Annotated in this window: 15 protein-coding genes; 7 read left to right on the top strand and 8 right to left on the bottom strand. The window is 67.5% G+C overall.

Annotation, left to right across the window (positions count from 1 at the left end; genetic code table 11):
- Window positions 1–108: 108 nt before the first annotated feature.
- Window positions 109–1,005: a RecB family exonuclease gene (locus ACFWUR_RS03555; protein ID WP_378901260.1), complete on the bottom strand. Its 897-nt coding sequence runs from the start codon at window positions 1,003–1,005 to the stop codon at window positions 109–111.
- A gap of 132 nt (window positions 1,006–1,137) precedes the next feature.
- Between ACFWUR_RS03555 and ACFWUR_RS03550 the strand changes: the two genes are divergently transcribed.
- Both ACFWUR_RS03550 and ACFWUR_RS03545 read left to right on the top strand, forming a co-directional pair.
- Entirely contained in the window at window positions 1,138–2,292 is a 1,155-nt protein-coding gene (locus ACFWUR_RS03550) for a hypothetical protein (protein WP_378901257.1), read from the top strand.
- A gap of 69 nt (window positions 2,293–2,361) precedes the next feature.
- Window positions 2,362–3,195 (top strand): tRNA (adenine-N1)-methyltransferase, encoded by an 834-nt coding sequence (locus tag ACFWUR_RS03545; RefSeq protein WP_378901254.1) that lies wholly within the window; start codon window positions 2,362–2,364, stop codon window positions 3,193–3,195.
- Here the strand turns inward: ACFWUR_RS03545 and ACFWUR_RS03540 are convergent, their stop codons facing one another.
- Both ACFWUR_RS03540 and ACFWUR_RS03535 read right to left on the bottom strand, forming a co-directional pair.
- A complete protein-coding gene (locus ACFWUR_RS03540; RefSeq protein ID WP_378901252.1) occupies window positions 3,196–4,476 on the bottom strand; it encodes an acyltransferase in 1,281 nt (426 codons plus the stop codon). It lies immediately after the preceding gene.
- A 220-nt stretch (window positions 4,477–4,696) separates the two neighbouring features.
- Window positions 4,697–5,221 carry a hypothetical protein gene (locus ACFWUR_RS03535; RefSeq protein ID WP_378901249.1) on the bottom strand — a complete coding sequence of 175 codons (525 nt, stop codon included), beginning with the start codon at window positions 5,219–5,221 and terminating at the stop codon, window positions 4,697–4,699.
- A gap of 188 nt (window positions 5,222–5,409) precedes the next feature.
- Between ACFWUR_RS03535 and arc the strand changes: the two genes are divergently transcribed.
- Window positions 5,410–7,170 carry a proteasome ATPase gene (gene arc / locus ACFWUR_RS03530; protein ID WP_378901247.1) on the top strand — a complete coding sequence of 587 codons (1,761 nt, stop codon included), beginning with the start codon at window positions 5,410–5,412 and terminating at the stop codon, window positions 7,168–7,170.
- Window positions 7,171–7,467: 297 nt separating this feature from the next.
- On the opposite strand, the gene ACFWUR_RS03525 is transcribed toward arc, so the two are convergent.
- Both ACFWUR_RS03525 and ACFWUR_RS03520 read right to left on the bottom strand, forming a co-directional pair.
- Entirely contained in the window at window positions 7,468–8,148 is a 681-nt protein-coding gene (locus ACFWUR_RS03525; RefSeq protein ID WP_378901244.1) for a peptidylprolyl isomerase, read from the bottom strand.
- Between the two features lie 154 nt (window positions 8,149–8,302).
- On the bottom strand, window positions 8,303–9,340 hold the full coding sequence (locus ACFWUR_RS03520; RefSeq protein WP_378901241.1) for a methyltransferase: 1,038 nt from the start codon (window positions 9,338–9,340) through the stop codon (window positions 8,303–8,305).
- Between the two features lie 514 nt (window positions 9,341–9,854).
- Here ACFWUR_RS03520 and ACFWUR_RS03515 point away from each other — a divergent pair.
- Genes ACFWUR_RS03515 through ACFWUR_RS03505 form a run of 3 tightly spaced genes read left to right on the top strand, consistent with a single transcriptional unit; the run spans window position 9,855 to window position 13,182 of the window.
- Window positions 9,855–10,694 (top strand): nitrilase-related carbon-nitrogen hydrolase, encoded by an 840-nt coding sequence (locus ACFWUR_RS03515; protein ID WP_378901238.1) that lies wholly within the window; start codon window positions 9,855–9,857, stop codon window positions 10,692–10,694.
- Entirely contained in the window at window positions 10,694–12,112 is a 1,419-nt protein-coding gene (hydA, locus tag ACFWUR_RS03510) for a dihydropyrimidinase (protein WP_378901235.1), read from the top strand. The genes ACFWUR_RS03515 and hydA overlap by 1 nt, the downstream gene beginning before the upstream one ends.
- A gap of 26 nt (window positions 12,113–12,138) precedes the next feature.
- The gene (locus ACFWUR_RS03505; protein WP_378901232.1) at window positions 12,139–13,182 is read left to right on the top strand and encodes a TIGR03842 family LLM class F420-dependent oxidoreductase; all 1,044 of its coding nucleotides are present in this window, start codon (window positions 12,139–12,141) and stop codon (window positions 13,180–13,182) included.
- An 88-nt stretch (window positions 13,183–13,270) separates the two neighbouring features.
- Here the strand turns inward: ACFWUR_RS03505 and ACFWUR_RS03500 are convergent, their stop codons facing one another.
- Window positions 13,271–13,774: a nitroreductase/quinone reductase family protein gene (locus ACFWUR_RS03500; RefSeq protein WP_378901229.1), complete on the bottom strand. Its 504-nt coding sequence runs from the start codon at window positions 13,772–13,774 to the stop codon at window positions 13,271–13,273.
- Window positions 13,775–13,832: 58 nt separating this feature from the next.
- On the opposite strand from ACFWUR_RS03500, the gene ACFWUR_RS03495 reads away from it, so the two are divergent.
- The gene (locus ACFWUR_RS03495) at window positions 13,833–14,201 is read left to right on the top strand and encodes an arsenate reductase family protein (RefSeq protein WP_378901226.1); all 369 of its coding nucleotides are present in this window, start codon (window positions 13,833–13,835) and stop codon (window positions 14,199–14,201) included.
- 67 nt (window positions 14,202–14,268) lie between these two features.
- Here the strand turns inward: ACFWUR_RS03495 and ACFWUR_RS03490 are convergent, their stop codons facing one another.
- Both ACFWUR_RS03490 and yidC read right to left on the bottom strand, forming a co-directional pair.
- Window positions 14,269–14,820 carry an NUDIX domain-containing protein gene (locus ACFWUR_RS03490; RefSeq protein WP_378901223.1) on the bottom strand — a complete coding sequence of 184 codons (552 nt, stop codon included), beginning with the start codon at window positions 14,818–14,820 and terminating at the stop codon, window positions 14,269–14,271.
- Window positions 14,821–14,846: 26 nt separating this feature from the next.
- Complete coding sequence (gene yidC / locus ACFWUR_RS03485; RefSeq protein ID WP_378901220.1) at window positions 14,847–15,731, bottom strand: membrane protein insertase YidC; 885 nt, start codon at window positions 15,729–15,731, stop codon at window positions 14,847–14,849.
- Window positions 15,732–15,824: the final 93 nt, after the last annotated feature.

Genomic DNA, 15,824 nt, shown 5'->3' with positions numbered 1-15,824 from the left:
AGCTCACCTCATATTCAACGAGTTGCATAGGGTGTTCGCAGCGTAACCCGGACCACCCGAGTCGAGGTGCCGAAGCGAGCAGTTCGGTGCGAACGAGGCCGATCGCGGTCACACGTCCTCGGGCAGGCGTTCTGTCACCAGGTCGACCGGGACCGCGGCCTGGACAGGCCAACCAGGGTAGGGCGGCGGCGTGCCGCCGTACTCGGGGCACAAGGGCTTGAAGTCGCAGAACTTGCACATCGAGTTGCGAGTCGGCGGGAAGTCCCCGGTTCTGCCCGCGTCGATGATGGCTTGCCAGAGTGCGGTGAGGATGCGCTGGAAGCGATCCAATTCCGCACGCTCGGGCGTGTAGGTGAGGATGTTCTTGTCGGCCAGATAGATCAGGCGGAGTTGGGCCGGGACGATGTCGCGGGTGCGCAGGATCATCAGCGCGTAGAACTTGAGCTGGAACAGGGCGCGCGCTTCGTGCATCGGCCCGGGCGAGCGCCCGGTCTTGTAGTCGACCACCCGCAGCAGGCCGGTGGGCGCCACATCGATCCGGTCGACGAAACCACGCAGCGGAATATCGCCGTCGAGGTCGACCTCGACTCGTTCCTCCAGGGCGTGTGGTTCGAATCGCCGCGGATCCTCGAGCTCGTAGTAGCTCGCGACCAGCTTGCGCACCTCGTCGAACAATGCCTGCGGCCCGCCCTCGGCGACGAGCTCGTCCACCCCGTCCCGTTCCGCCCGCACTCGCTCCCACGCCGCGGGAACCAACTGCGCGGCCCGTTCCGGCTGACGCTCGGCCGCGGGCAACCCGAACAGATCTTCGAGGACCGCGTGGACCACGGTTCCGCGCACCGCGGCTCGTGACGGCGGTTCCGGCACCCGATCGATCGCCCGCAACCGGTACTTCAACGGGCACTGCTTGAAATCGCTTGCCCGCGAGGGCGACAACGCCGGACGCGACCGATGGACCGGCGCGGCGGCGGTGTCGGCAAGGGGCACGGACAAGGGCACTGACATAGTGCGCAGGTTAACGGCAGCCACTGACAGGGTTGCCCGATTCGGGCACGCGCGGGATCGGCGCGGACGCCAGATATCCGCGACCGACGCGGGATTCGGTGATCGTGGGCCGACTCTGCCAGGATTCGCGGCATGCGAATGATGTTCCGGGTGGGGGCGGTCTCGGCCGCGGTGATCATGGTGAGTGCGTGCGAGGAACCGGGAAAGGTGGTCCGGGTGCCGGTGACCACCACGGCGACAGCGGTGACGACCACCACGACGGCCGCGCAGACCGACGAGCAGCAGCTATGGGCGGGCACCCTCGCCGAAGGTCATCGGATGGCGGAAGTGTTGGCGCTGTCGACCGATATCGATCCCGCTTTCGTGCGCCACGGTCAGGCGGGCGTGCTCACCGAACCGATGCTCACCATCATGACCGGGCACAACACCGCGATCAGCGCGGCCGCCGCGGCGAACGGCCTGCTCACCGGATTCGTCAGCCAGCGTTCCAACGGCGGTGCCACGAGCGCCGACACCGACTGGCTCACCCACGGCATCCTGCGCTTTCCGGACACCGCTTCGGCGACAGCGGCGGCCCCTGCCCTCGCGGCCGCCGCGATCGAGCAGAGCGGGATGTTGCAGACCGGTGACTGGACCGCCACCGACCTTCCCGGCGCGTCGGAGACCCGGTTCGTGACCATGGAGGAACGCGATCGGCTCGAGGGCATGGCGTTCACCGCGCACCGGGAGTTCGTGGTGTTCACCCGTGCTCGCCTCGGCGGACCGGCGCAGATCCAACGGATCGTTCGCGCGGCGCTGGAACGGCAACGCCCCCTGTTGGATTCGTTCGCGGCCACGCCCGTCGCCGACCTCGCGAAGGTGCCCTACGACCCGGACGGGATCCAGGCGCTGGCGGTCGGTGACGGCACTGTGAGCAGCGGAGCCTATGGGCCGCGTGGCGCGTTGATCTTCACCGACGATCAGCAGGCGGCGGTGGCGTTGTATCGCGAGGTGGGGCTGGTCGCAATGGGCGTCGACGACAGTGCCGTCTACCGCACCGCCGATGCGGCCGCCGCGGCGAAACTGTCCGCCGCGACCGCCGCGCAGACTCTCGCCACGGCAGGCTGGAAGGGTGCGCCCGCCCCGGACGGCGTTCCCGGCGCCGCCTGCTGGACCGACTCCGACGCGAGTCGGTGGGCCTGCCTGGTGTCCGCGGGCCGCCACGTCGCGCAGATCTGGGCGACGTCGCAGAGCGAAGCGCACTCGCTGACCGGCGAACAGCACCGAGCGTTGGCCGCCGCGAAATAGCTGACCCGTCGAGTGCGCGGATCGCCGCGCCTGGCAGGCTGACAGGTCCATTCGAAGAACGGGAGATCAATGACGGCCAGACGAACCGGTCCATTCGCTATCGGGGACCGCGTGCAGCTGACCGACGGCAAGGGACGCCTCTTCACCGTGGTGCTCGAGGAGGGTAAGGAATTCCACACCCATCGCGGCGGCATCAAGCACGACGACCTCATCGGCAACGACGAGGGCACCGTCGTGAAGTCGGTCAACGGCACCCCGTATCTGGCCCTTCGCCCGCTGCTCACCGACTATGTGCTGTCGATGCCGCGCGGTGCCGCGGTCATCTACCCCAAGGACGCCGCGCAGATCGTGCACGAGGGTGACGTGTTCCCCGGTGCCAAGGTCCTGGAAGCCGGCGCCGGTTCGGGTGCGCTGACCTGCTCGCTGTTGCGCGCGGTCGGCCCCGAGGGCGAGGTGATCTCCTACGAGATCCGCGACGACCACGCCGAACACGCGGTTCGCAATGTGGAGACCTTCTTCGGCGAACGTCCGCCGAACTGGTCGATCACCATCGCCGACGTGGCCGCCTACGAAGGCCCGCAGGTCGATCGCGTCGTGCTCGACATGCTCGCACCGTGGGACGCGCTGCCCGCGGTGTCGAAGGCGCTGGTTCCCGGCGGTGTGCTGGTGGTCTACGTCGCCACCGTCACCCAGCTGTCCAAGGTGGTCGAGGCGTTGCGTGAGCAGGAATGCTGGACCGAACCGCGCTCCTGGGAATCGATGGTGCGTGGGTGGCACGTGGTCGGTCTGGCCGTGCGGCCCGAGCATCGCATGCAGGGCCATACCGCGTTCCTGGTGAGCGCACGTCGCCTGGCCGAGGGCACTGTCACGCCCAAGCCGCAGCGGCGTCCGTCCAAGGGCTGATCACGCACGGGTGAGCAGGCGCGCGGCGAGCAACGCCGCCGCGGCGCCTGCGAACCACGCCCAACCCTGCGCCGTGAGCCCCCAGCGGGTGGCCTGCAGGATCATGATCCCGGCCGCGGCGACGGCGAGCACGACGGTGGTCGAGCGGGCCCCGCGCACCGCGGCGACCGGTCCGTCCCACCAGCGCAGCGCAGTGTTCTCCAGGCCGCGCAGCGTGCGGAACAGGACAGCGGTGAGCACCATGGTCGCGGCGAGCTGCACCGCGGTGAGCAGCCAGAACCCGGACTCGGCGGGTGTGGAACGGTCGATCCCCGCCGAGTGACCGAGCGCGAGCACGGTGAGCAGCGCGGGCATGTGCCACAGGTACAGCGTCATGGCACCGGTGTTGCCGATGACCGTCCACCACCACACCCGCGGGCGCGCGGCGAGGCGACGCAGCCAGGGCGCCGCGGCGACGGCCGCGCAGCACAGCATCACCGCGTGCCCGGCCAGCAGCAACGACGGCGGCGCCAGATTCGACAGTCGCTGCCCGGGCACGGTGACCAGGCTCGCCTCGTACGGACCGGCCAGCACCAGCAGCACGTCGATGACCACCGCCACGCAGGCGAGCGCCGCCGCGGTCCGTCGAGACAGCAATCCGCGCAGATAGCCGATCCCGAGCGCCGCGGGCACCAGCCAGACGACGACATTCAGATACCCGAGCTCGGTCGGCCCACCGGTCAGCCGCACCGCGTCGACGATCGCGGTGCCGACCACGATCACCGCCACCGCGGCGAACATCCGGCGAGTGCTGGTGATCCGCGCCGCGAGCATCGGCACACACGCCAGCACCGCCAGGTACATCCCGAGAAACCACAGCAGTTGCACGCTCGTCACCGCGAGTGGACGGTGCCATCCCGGCTCGAGCACGAGATCGGCCACCGCGAGCAGTGCCGCCGAGGCGGCCACGAAGTATCCGAGCGGTCGCACCAGTCGCTGGGTGCGCCGGAAAAGCCAAGCGCCCCAAGATGTCCCGGGTTCGAGGCGGCGTGCTCCCGCGGCCACACCGGCGAAGAAGAACAGGGGGAGTACCTGCAGAATCCAGGTGAGCGGTCGCAGGATCGGCAGGTCGGCGAGTACATTGCCGAAATGCACCTCGGTGCCCGAGACCGTCACGGTGAGCATCAGGCAGTGGCCGACGACGACGATCACCAGCGACGAAATGCGCAGCAGGTCAAGGAATCGATCGCGATCGGCGGGGGTGTTCGCGGCGACCACCGCGACACTGGGGACAGCACTCATGGCACAGACGATCGCAGAATTCGCGTTCCGGACACAGCGCGAAAATACGGGGTTCCCGGGTGGAACTACTCGAGACCGCGGGTGCGAGCGAAAACCGTGGGGGCACCGCCCGGAGAAGCGACGACCGAGCACGCTGGGGTGATCTTGTGGCCTGTGCGCCGCGCAGGGCGACTACGGCGCCCGGATGGTACTCGCCGACCATCCAGGCGCTGTCGATCGGTCAGGCGGGCGTGCAGGGCGCCTGTGCGAATCCGAGCAGCAGGCAGCCGCTGGTGTCGGAGAGCTTCCACGTGCCGCCGTCGCGCTGCCAGGTGACCGGGAACGCGGGTGCGGTGCCGTGCGGCGAGGTGATCGTCACATCGGCGGTGGCGGTGTCATCACCGGTCGCGACGTTGTCGACGGCGAAAGTCAGGGTGTAGCCGGCGAGCATGCCGTTCATCTGATCGATGTTGGCCTTGCGCGCATCGCCGTTGACGATCAGTTTCGCCTTGTCGTCGGTGGATACCGCGGGATCGGCGAACTCGATCAGCGTCGCCTTCAGGGAATCGGCGGTGGGGGCGGCGGCGTTGTCGTCCGCAGGAGTTGCCGAAACGCTGGACGGAGCGGCCGCGATACTGGTACTGCTCGTGGTGGCGTTCGTCGAGGAATCGTCGGAGTCGCCGCAACCGGCCAGTCCGACGGTGACGGCGAGCGCCGCCGCGGCGGCGGCGACGGCGACACGGATCGTGCGGGGAGGAAGGAGCATGTTCAGCAACCTTTCGACTCGTTCGGGCGAGTGCCCCGTACGGGGTGTTAGGGGAGCCTAACAGGTGCAAATGTGTGGTTGATGTCGTACCGACCGTACAAGATGTGATCACGACGAAACCATGTCGGAAAGCGAGAACGGACCGCGCCCGGTAGCGTTGATAGACCGGGACTGGGAGGAGCAGCATCATGAGCCCCAACGAGAATTCGGATTCGGCGGCCTGGCGAGAGCTCGAGGCGGTACGTGCCGAGTCGGCTGCTCTTCGCAGGCAACTCGCCGATTCGCCGGATCGCGCACGCGAATTGGAAGCCAGGATCGATTCGCTGACCATCCGCAACGGCAAGTTGATGGACACGCTCAAAGAAGCGCGCCAACAGCTGATCGCGTTGCGCGAGGAGGTCGATCGCCTCGGCCAGCCGCCCAGCGGCTACGGCATCGTCATCCACGCATACGAGGATCAGACGGTCGATGTCTTCACCTCCGGTCGCAAGATGCGCCTGACCTGCTCGCCCAACATCGACGCCGACGCACTGGAATACGGCCAGACGGTGCGCCTCAACGAGGCACTCACCGTCGTGGAGGCAGGCAATTTCGACGCCATCGGCGAAATCGGCACGCTGCGTGAGATTCTCGACGACGGCAGGCGCGCTCTGGTGGTCGGCCACGCCGACGAGGAGCGGGTGGTGTGGCTGTCGGGTCCGCTGTCCAAGATCGCCGAATACGACGACATGGCAGACCCCGATTCGCCGATTCGTAAACTGCGCCCCGGTGATTCGCTGCTGGTCGACAGCAAGGCGGGCTTCGCGTTCGAGCGGGTTCCCAAGGCCGAGGTCGAAGACCTTGTGCTGGAAGAGGTTCCCGATGTCGACTACACCGACATCGGTGGTCTCGGTCGCCAGATCGAGCAGATCCGCGATGCGGTGGAACTGCCGTTCCTGCACAAGGATCTGTTCCGCGAGTACGCGCTGCGCCCGCCCAAGGGTGTGCTGCTCTACGGTCCGCCCGGGTGCGGTAAGACGCTGATCGCCAAGGCGGTGGCCAACTCCCTCGCCAAGAAGATCGCCGAATCGCGTGGTCAGGATGCCAAGGAAGCGAAGTCGTTCTTCCTCAACATCAAGGGCCCCGAGCTGCTCAACAAGTTCGTCGGCGAGACCGAGCGCCACATCCGCATCATCTTCCAGCGGGCGCGCGAGAAGGCCTCCGAGGGCACCCCGGTGATCGTGTTCTTCGACGAGATGGACTCGATCTTCCGCACCCGCGGCTCCGGCGTCTCCTCCGACGTGGAGACCACCGTTGTGCCGCAGTTGCTTTCGGAGATCGACGGCGTGGAGGGGCTCGAGAACGTCATCGTGATCGGTGCGTCCAACCGCGAGGACATGATCGACCCCGCGATCCTGCGACCGGGCCGTCTCGACGTGAAGATCAAGATCGAGCGCCCCGACGCGGAATCGGCACAGGACATCTTCTCGAAGTACCTCACCGAGACGCTGCCGCTGCACGAGAGCGACCTGCGCGAGTTCGACGGCGACAAGCAGGCGTGCGTCGAGGCGATGATCGAGAAGGTCGTCGAGCGGATGTACGCCGAGAGCGACGACAACCGCTTCCTGGAGGTCACCTACGCCAACGGTGACAAGGAGGTCCTGTACTTCAAGGACTTCAACTCCGGCGCGATGATCCAGAATATCGTCGACCGGGCGAAGAAGTACGCGATCAAGTCGGTGCTCGACACGGGTAACCCGGGTCTGCGGATCCAGCACCTGTTCGATTCGATCGTGGACGAGTTCGCGGAGAACGAGGACCTGCCCAACACCACCAATCCCGATGACTGGGCACGGATCTCGGGTAAGAAGGGTGAGCGGATCGTCTACATCCGCACGCTCGTCACCGGAAAGAACGCCTCGGCGAGCCGGGCGATCGACACCGAGTCCAACACCGGTCAGTACCTGTAGTCACGATCTGTGGAGGCCGCGTCCCGACGGGGGCGCGGCCTTCGCGGTTCGGTTCACTTTTTTCACCGAAAACGCTGCGCGAAGCCAAGTGAATAGGGCACGCTTCACTTGTTCGTTTTACTTGATGAGGACTTACGAGGAGCGTTGTCATGGCCGGTTCCGCCGCTGAATTGCTGACCGAGATCATCCTGCAGACCATTCAGAACCTGTTCAGTTCGATCAGCGCCGGCTGATCCACCAGCCGCACGACGAGGGCCGCGTCTCCCGAACCCGGGAGACGCGGCCCTCGGTCGTTGCTCAGCCCTGTGCGGTGGTGACCGCGTTGAAGACCACGTCGGCGACAGGGGCGCCGTCGGCGCCGCCGCCCGCTACCCCGGCGTTCGCGACGTTGGCGAGCGCGTCCATGCCCTCGGTGATGGTGCCGAACGGCGTGTAGTTCGGCGGCAGTCGAGTGTCGCGGTAGACCAGGAAGAACTGGCTACCGTTGGTGCCGGGACCCGCGTTGGCCATCGCGACGGTGCCCGCGGGGTAGACCGCGCCGGCGAGGTTCTCGTCGCCGAACTTGTAGCCGGGCCCGCCCATGCCGGTGGCGGTGGGGTCGCCGCACTGGAGCACGAAGATGCCCTGGGTGGTGAGCCGGTGGCAGCGGGTGTGGTCGAAGTAGCCCTCGCCCGCCAGGAACGCGAACGAGTTCACCGTGCGCGGGGCCGCGGCGACGTCGAGCGCGATCGTGATCGTGCCGCAGGTCGTTTCGAGGGTGGCGGTGTGGCTCGCGGCGGTGTCGATGGTGAGCGCGGGTTCCACGGGCCACTGCTTGCCGTTGGGCTGACCGGCCGCGGCCGGGGTGCAGCCGGCGATCACGTCGCGAGGCATCGGGGTGGTCTGCGCGGCGGGGGCGAGTGCCACCAGGGCGGCCGCGGCGATGCCGGCGCCGAGCAGCGCGCGAATGAAGGGTCGGTCCTGCGAAATGCTGGTCACCTTGGCGGGATCTCCTCGAGAACGGGTGCTGGCGGACGATGTACCGCGCATCCTGCCAGTCGGACCCGCCCGCGTGGGGACAGACCACCGGATCCGGTCTGCTCGTCGGGTGATCGCCACATCGAGGCGGGCCTTCGCGCCGACGAGGAGCGCGCTAGCGCGTCCGAAGGCGCCACAGCGTGGTGGTCTCGGCGGTGCGCGCCGCGGCGAGGGGGTCTTCGCGATCGGTCGCCCGCGGGTGGCGCGGACGCGTGGTGAGCTTTCCGAGTACGTAGAGGCCGGCGTCGTCGAGTAGTCGCGGGATGTGGTCGGCCGGGCGCAGGCCGAGCAGTTCGGCGAGGTCGGACAGCACCAGCCAGCCCTCGCCGTGGGGGGTGAGGTGCGCACGCAGGTCGCGGGCGAACTCGGTGAGCATCGACTGATCCTGGTCGTAGACACCACGTTCCAGGTCCGAGGTCGGCGTGCCGGGCAGCCACGGCGGGTTGCACACCACCAGGTCGGCGCGCCCGGGCGGGTACAGGGCGGGCCCGGTGACGGCGATCGACCGGCCGAAGCCGAGGCGCTCGGCGTTGTCCTTCGCGCACCGCAGGGCTCGCGGGTTGATATCGGTGGCGACCACCTCGGGGACGCCGCGTTTGGCGAGCAGGGCGGCCAGCACGCCGGTGCCGGTACCGAGATCGAAAGCGGTGCGAATCTCGGGATCCAGTGGCGCGTCGGCGACGAGATCGACGTATTCGCTTCGGGTGGGCGAGAATACGCCGTAGCCGGGGTACACCCGCGCGCCGAGCGCAGGCACGTCCACGCCCTGCTGCTGCCAGCGATACGCGCTCACGACGCCGAGCAACTCGGTGAAGGTGACCACCCGTTCGGCATTCGCGGCACCGTAAGCCGCCGCGCACGCCGCCGCCACGTCGGGCGCCCGGCGCAGATCGAGCTCGTAGCCCGCGCCGAGGCGGATCAGCAGACTACCGAGAACGGCTGCACGCGTACGCCTTCTGATCCGTTCGTGCTCATAGAGTGCGCGGAGATCGCCGGTGGCGGGCTTCCTCGTCGGCTTGCGGTCGGCGCGACGGCCCAGCGCCTGCAACAGTTGGCGGCCGTTGTTGTAGTCGCCCTGCCACAGCAGGGCCTCGCCCGCTCTGATGCGGCGGTAGGCCTGATCGGCGGAGAGCCGGTCGTCGGCGATGGTCACGGTGTGTGGTGCGGGCGCACCGTTCTCCGAATGCCAGACGGCGGTGTGCTGACGATGGTCGTCGGTCCATGCGATGGTGGACAGGGCTGCTCCCGGTGATCGACGGTGCTGGTGACTCGAGTACGTCGACGCCGAACGCGCCGCCGACGTCGGTCGGCCGCTACCGCGTCGGAATGCGACCGACTGCGTCGCCGAGCGCCGTGTCGAGCGTCACCACTGCTGCCTTTCCGCGGGAGGGACGCCCTATTCTGCCGCATCGCCCCAGGCTGACGTCATCTAGGGCGGGGCTCCGGGCCGCACGTGCCCGAATGCCGACCATGTGGCCAGAAGGCGAGCCCGATAGCCGCGAGTTGGTTCGCGGCCACCTCACGCACGGCGGGTAGCCGGGTGTGCCGGGGCCGAGTGCGCCCGAGTGGATGCGGCGACCGATGGCGCCGACAAGATTTACGGCACCGAAACTGTTCGGCACTCTTGGAACGCAACAGAACGAGTTGTGGGTGCAGTATAAAAAAGCATGGGAATCGTCAGAGCGGCGCTCGTCCAGACCACCTGGACCGGTGACAAAGAGTCGATGATCGCAGCGCACGAGGACTACGCGCGGGAGGCCGCGGCGCAGGGCGCGCAGGTGATCTGTTTCCAGGAGCTGTTCTACGGTCCGTATTTCTGCCAGCGACAGGACACGAAGTTCTACGACTACGCCGAATCGGTGCCGGGTCCCACGACGGAGCGGTTCGCCGCGTTGGCCGCCGAGCTGAACATGGTGATGGTGTTGCCGGTATACGAGCGCGAGATGGACGGCCTGCTCTACAACACCGCGGCCGTGATCGACGCCGATGGTTGCTACCTGGGAAAATATCGCAAACACCACATCCCGCAGGTAACCGGATTCTGGGAGAAGTTCTACTTCCGACCGGGCAATCTGGGCTGGCCGGTATTCGACACAGCGGTCGGCAAGGTCGGCGTCTATATCTGTTACGACCGCCATTTTCCGGAGGGCTGGCGGGCGCTCGGACTCGCGGGAGCGGAAATCGTGTTCAATCCTTCGGCCACCTCGAGGGGACTGTCCGGTTATCTGTGGAAACTCGAGCAGCCCGCCTCGGCGGTGGCCAACGAGTATTACGTCGGCGCGATCAACCGGGTCGGTATCGAGAGCGAATACGGCGACAACGACTTCTACGGCACGAGCTATTTCGTCGACCCAGAGGGCAAGTTCGTCGGTGAGGTCGCTTCCGACACCGCGCCGGAGTTGGTTGTTCGTGATCTCGATATGGATCTGATCAAGATCGTTCGCGAGAGATGGGCGTTCTATCGCGATCGTCGCCCGGATGCCTACGGACCGTTGGTGAACCCCTGATGCGCACTTTCATCCACGGCGGGACAGTGGTGAGCGCCACCGGGTCCCAGCTCCTCGACGTGCTGATCTCCGACGAGACGATCGTCGCTGTCCTGCAACCGGATTCGACCGCGCTCGGCTCCGATCTCGCCGCCGACGCCGATACGGTGATCGACGCGACCGGCAAGTACGTGATCCCCGGCGGCGTCGACGGGCACACGCACATGCAGTTGCCGTTCGGCGGCACCGAGGCCAGCGACACCTTCGAAACCGGGACCCGTGCCGCCGCCTGGGGTGGCACCACCACGATCGTCGACTTCGCCGTCCAGAAACCGGGCCAGCGCGTACAGGACACCCTCGCCGACTGGCACGGCAAGGCCGCCGGACAGTGCGCGATCGACTACGGGTTCCATCAGATCATCGGCGATGTCAACGACGAATCCCTCAAAGGTATGAGCGAGCTCGTCAGCGAGGGCGTCACCAGCTTCAAACTGTTCATGGCCTATCCGGGTGTCTTCTACTCCGACGACGGCCAGATCCTGCGTGCCATGCAGTCCGCGGGCGAGCTCGGCGCGCTGACGATGATGCACGCGGAGAACGGCATCGCCATCGACGTGCTCGTCGAACAGTCCCTCGCGCGCGGTGACACCTCGCCCTACTTCCACGGCACGAGCCGTCCGTGGCAGATGGAGGAGGAAGCCACCCATCGCGCGATCATGTTGGCGCAGTTGACCGGTGCCCCGCTGTATGTCGTACACGTGTCGGCCAGGCAGGCGATGGAACAGATCGTGACGGCACGGGACAACGGGCAGAACGTCTTCGCCGAAACCTGTCCGCAGTACCTGTACCTTTCGCTCGAAGAGCAGTTGGGCGCACCGGGTTTCGAGGGCGCCAAATGGGTTTGCTCGACCCCGCTGCGCTCGCGCGCCGAGGGTCATCAGGACCAGCTGTGGCGTTTCGTCCGCACCGGTGACGTCACCGCGGTGAGCACCGACCACTGCCCGTTCTGTATGAAGGACCAGAAAGAGCTCGGCGTAGGCGATTTCAGCAAGATCCCGAACGGGATCGGCGGGGTCGAACACCGGATGGACCTGTTGTTCCAGGGTGTCAAGGACGGACGGATCTCCCTCGAACGATGGGTGGAGGTGTGCTGCACCAACCCGGCCCGGATGTTCGGCATGTACCCGCGCAAGGGCGTGATCAGCCCGGGCGCCGACGCCGACGTGGTGATCTACGACCCCAACGGGCACACCAGTATCGGGCTGGGCAAGACCCACCACATGAACATGGACCACTCCGCGTGGGAGGGGTTCGAGATCGACGGTCATGTCGACACGGTCCTGTCCCGTGGTCGGGTGATCGTCGACAACGGCGCCTACCACGGTCGCGCCGGGCACGGCCGGTTCATCCGGCGCGGCCTCTCGCAGAACCTTCTGTAGAACCTACGGCGAAACGGAGAGTGCCCATGGACATCGGTGTGGTCCTGCAATGCACCCCGCCCGCGTCGCGGGTGATCGAGCTGGCCAGAGTGGCCGAGACCCATGGGTTCTCGCACGTGTGGACCTTCGACTCGCACCTGCTCTGGCAGGAGCCGTATGTGATCTACAGCCAGATCCTGGCCGCCACCCGCAAGGTGATCGTCGGCCCCATGGTCACCAATCCGGCCACTCGGGACCCGACGGTGACCGCGTCGACCCTCGCCACCCTCAATGACATGTTCGGCAACCGCACGATCTGCGGCATCGGGCGCGGCGACTCGGCGATGCGGGCCCTCGGCCGCAAGCCCACGACGCTGGCGACCCTGCGCGCATCGGTCGAGGTGATCAGGGAACTCGGCAACGGCGGTAGCGCGCGCATCGGCGACACCGAGGTGCGCTTTCCCTGGGCGGCCGATTCGCGGCTCGAGGTGTGGGTGGCCGGATACGGACCCAGGGCGCTCGAACTCACCGGGCAGGTCGCCGACGGGTTCATCCTGCAACTCGCCGACCCCGACATCACCGCCTGGACCATCGCCAAGGTGCGTGCGGCGGCGGAGGCGGCGGGCCGTGATCCGCTCTCGGTGACGATCTGTGTCGCCGCGCCCGCCTACGTCACCGACGGGTCGGCGCAGGCGTCGGCGCATGCGCGCGACCAGTGCCGGTGGTTCGGGGGCATGGTCGGTAACCACGTCGCCGACATCGTCGCGAAATACGGTGCGGACGGTGATATTCCGGCGGCCCTGACCGATTACATCGCGGGCAGGCAGGGCTACGACTACAACCAGCACGGGCGGGCGGGTAATACGCACGCCGACTTCGTTCCCGACGAGATCGTCGACCGGTTCTGCCTGATCGGCACCCCGGACGAGCAACTCGCCCGACTGTGGGAGCTGGACAAGCTCGGCGTCGATCAGTTCGCCGTGTATCTGCAGCACGATGCCAAGACCGCCACGCTCGACGCGTACGGCGAGCAGATTCTGCCGAGACTGCATCAGCCGGTGACCGCGACTCGGGTAGCGGGCGACTCATGACCATCGGCCGCGTCGGGGAAGGCGTCGAGGTCACGGGCGCGGACTTACCAGATCACCCCGACCGAGGGCGGCAAGTAGGGCTGTCGTGTCAGCGCGGGGTCAGGCCGATGACCACGCCACCCTGCTGCCAGGTCTGGTAGATATCTGCCTTGGACGGTTCGCCGTCGGCGAGGTAGCCGATGCCGTTGAATCCGGCGTTCTGCTTGTTGTCGCGGGCGATCACCGCGAACAGTTCGATGACATCCTCTTCATCGGTGTACACAGTGGCGGTGAAGGATTCGGGACCCGCGCCGCGCGACAGGGTGACCCGGCCGTCGCCGCGAAGGTTCTTCACCCACGGACGCAACGAGGTGCCGATCAGCAGGGCGCCGTCGTGCTCGGTGTAGGCCACCGGGACGTCGTAGACCGTGCCGGACTTGCGGCCGACGACGTGCAGTGTCGCCAGCCGCTTGCCGACGATGCCGGACAACACCGGCACTTTCAGCAGACTGCGCACGACGGAATCGACCGCGGCCTGATAGGAACGAATCGGCTCAGGACCGGTGGTCGTCGGTGTGCCATAGGGGTTTTCGGGAGAGGCGCTCTCGCTCATGGTCCCAGTATGGGACCGCGCGGCCTTCGGGCGCACCGCACTCACTTACGCTGCGGAGATGACATCTGGGCAGACCGAGATCTGGCACAACCCCCGCTGCACGAAGAGCCGCAATGCCACCGCGCACCTCGATGCCGCCGGGGTGGAGTACACCGTTCGCCGCTACCTCGACGATCCGCCGACGGTCGAGGAGTTGCGGGCGGTGCTGGCGCGACTGGGCGCGCAGCCGTGGGACATCACGCGAACGTCCGAGCAGATCGCCAAGGATCTCGGGATGGCCGGCTGGGGGCGCGCGCCGGCCGATCGGGAACAGTGGCTGAACGCTCTGGCCGAGCATCCGAAGCTGATCCAGCGGCCGATCGTGCTCACCGCCGACGGCGGTGCGGTGCTGGCTCGCGACGAGCAATCACTGCGCTCCCTCGGCTGATCGTGGCAGCAGGCCCACACGTCGACCACCACTGCGAAACTGCGCTGGTCCGTGGTCGGCTGCCCGGTCAGCGTCGGTGGCCTTTCTCGCCGATGAGCAGGCCCTCCAGGATGGCGCGTGTGTCGGGCACGAAGGGCCACGCCGGATCACGCAGGTGCGCACGGAGTTCGGCATCGGTCCACCACCAGCCGTCCGCGATCTCGGAGGGCTGGTGGACGATCGGACCGTCGCAGCGGTACTCGTAGCCGACCAGGTGGCAGCGCAGGGCGCGGCCCGCCCATCGGCCGTCCCAGGATGCGGTGGCTCGTAGCGGAAGCGCCGTGTCGGCAGGGACGACGATGCCGAGTTCCTCGCGGAGTTCGCGGATCGCGGTGTCGGCCGGGTTCTCGCCCGCGTCGACCACGCCGCCCGCGAGACAGTCGTGCATGCCCGCGAAAACGAGTTTGCTGTCGGTGCGCCGATGGACGTACACCCGGGTTCCGTCGGTCGATCGCACGAGGACGCCGGCGCTGGCGTGCCAGAGCCCCTCGCGGTAGACAGTGCCTCGATCGGCCTCGCCGATCACCAAGCCCTCGGCATCGTAGACGGCGAGCAGTTCGGCCTCCGGATTCGCTGACACCGCCCGAGGGTAACCGCCGGGGATGTTCACCGCTTTCGACGCTGCGGCTTCACCCCCGGCCGTGGTGCGGACGCGCGATCGGTCGTCGTGAGCAGCGACTGGGCGGCGGCTGTCTCAGCGTCGAGGGTGCGGTGGATCAGATACTGCTGACCGCAGGTCCACAGCGCGTTGGTGGCGAAATAGGTGAGCACGACGACCGGCAGGATCGCGCCGCCGATGAGCGCACCCGCGGGGAACACCCAGAGCGACAGATTGCGCATGATCGTGGCCGTGGTGTTGTCCCCGACGGCCGGGGTGAGACGGGCCGTGACATGCGTGGCGAGGGCGGCGATCAGTACCAGCGGGACGGCGAGGACGGCGACCGCGACGACCACGTCCCCCGCGCCGGTCAGGGTCGCCGACAGCGGTGCGCCGAACAACCTGGCTTCGAGGAACGCGCGGACCTCGGGTGCGCCGAGCAGATAGTTCGCGGTGGCGCTGTTGACCTCGGGCGACAACGGGCTGTCCGTCGACGAGAACGGGCCGACCGCGTAGGTGCCGGTCCGGTCGAACGAGCGCAGCACGTGGAACAGGCCGAGGAAGACCAGCCCCTGGGCGATCAGCGGGACGAATCCGGCGAACATGCTGACGCCGTGCTCACGATGGAGCAGCCGGATCTTCTCGGCCTGGGCGCGCGGGTCGTCGCGATGGGCGCGGCGAATGGTGTCCATCCGCGGTTGTAGTGAACGCAGGACCTTCTGAGACCGGGCCTGTCGGAGTGCGGTGCGCACGAGCAGCGCGCGGACGGTGACGACCAGAGCGACCACGGCGAGTAGCCACGCGAGACCGCTGGCCGCGCCGAGGGGAATCGCGAAGACCTGATGCCAGCACCACAGCAGCGCGGACACGGGAAAATAGACGATATCGAGCATGACGGAACGACCTGTCAGTGCAGCGTGCGCGAACGCACGAGAGGGGGAGTGGGATCACGAAATCCGACAGGCGGCGCCGACGGCGCGGCACCT

Origin of the sequence: Nocardia sp. NPDC058633 (assembly GCF_042717045.1) — a bacterium.
GTDB lineage: Bacteria > Actinomycetota > Actinomycetes > Mycobacteriales > Mycobacteriaceae > Nocardia.
The sequence above is the reverse complement of the archived record's forward strand: the minus strand, read 5'-3'. Positions and strand labels throughout refer to the sequence as shown.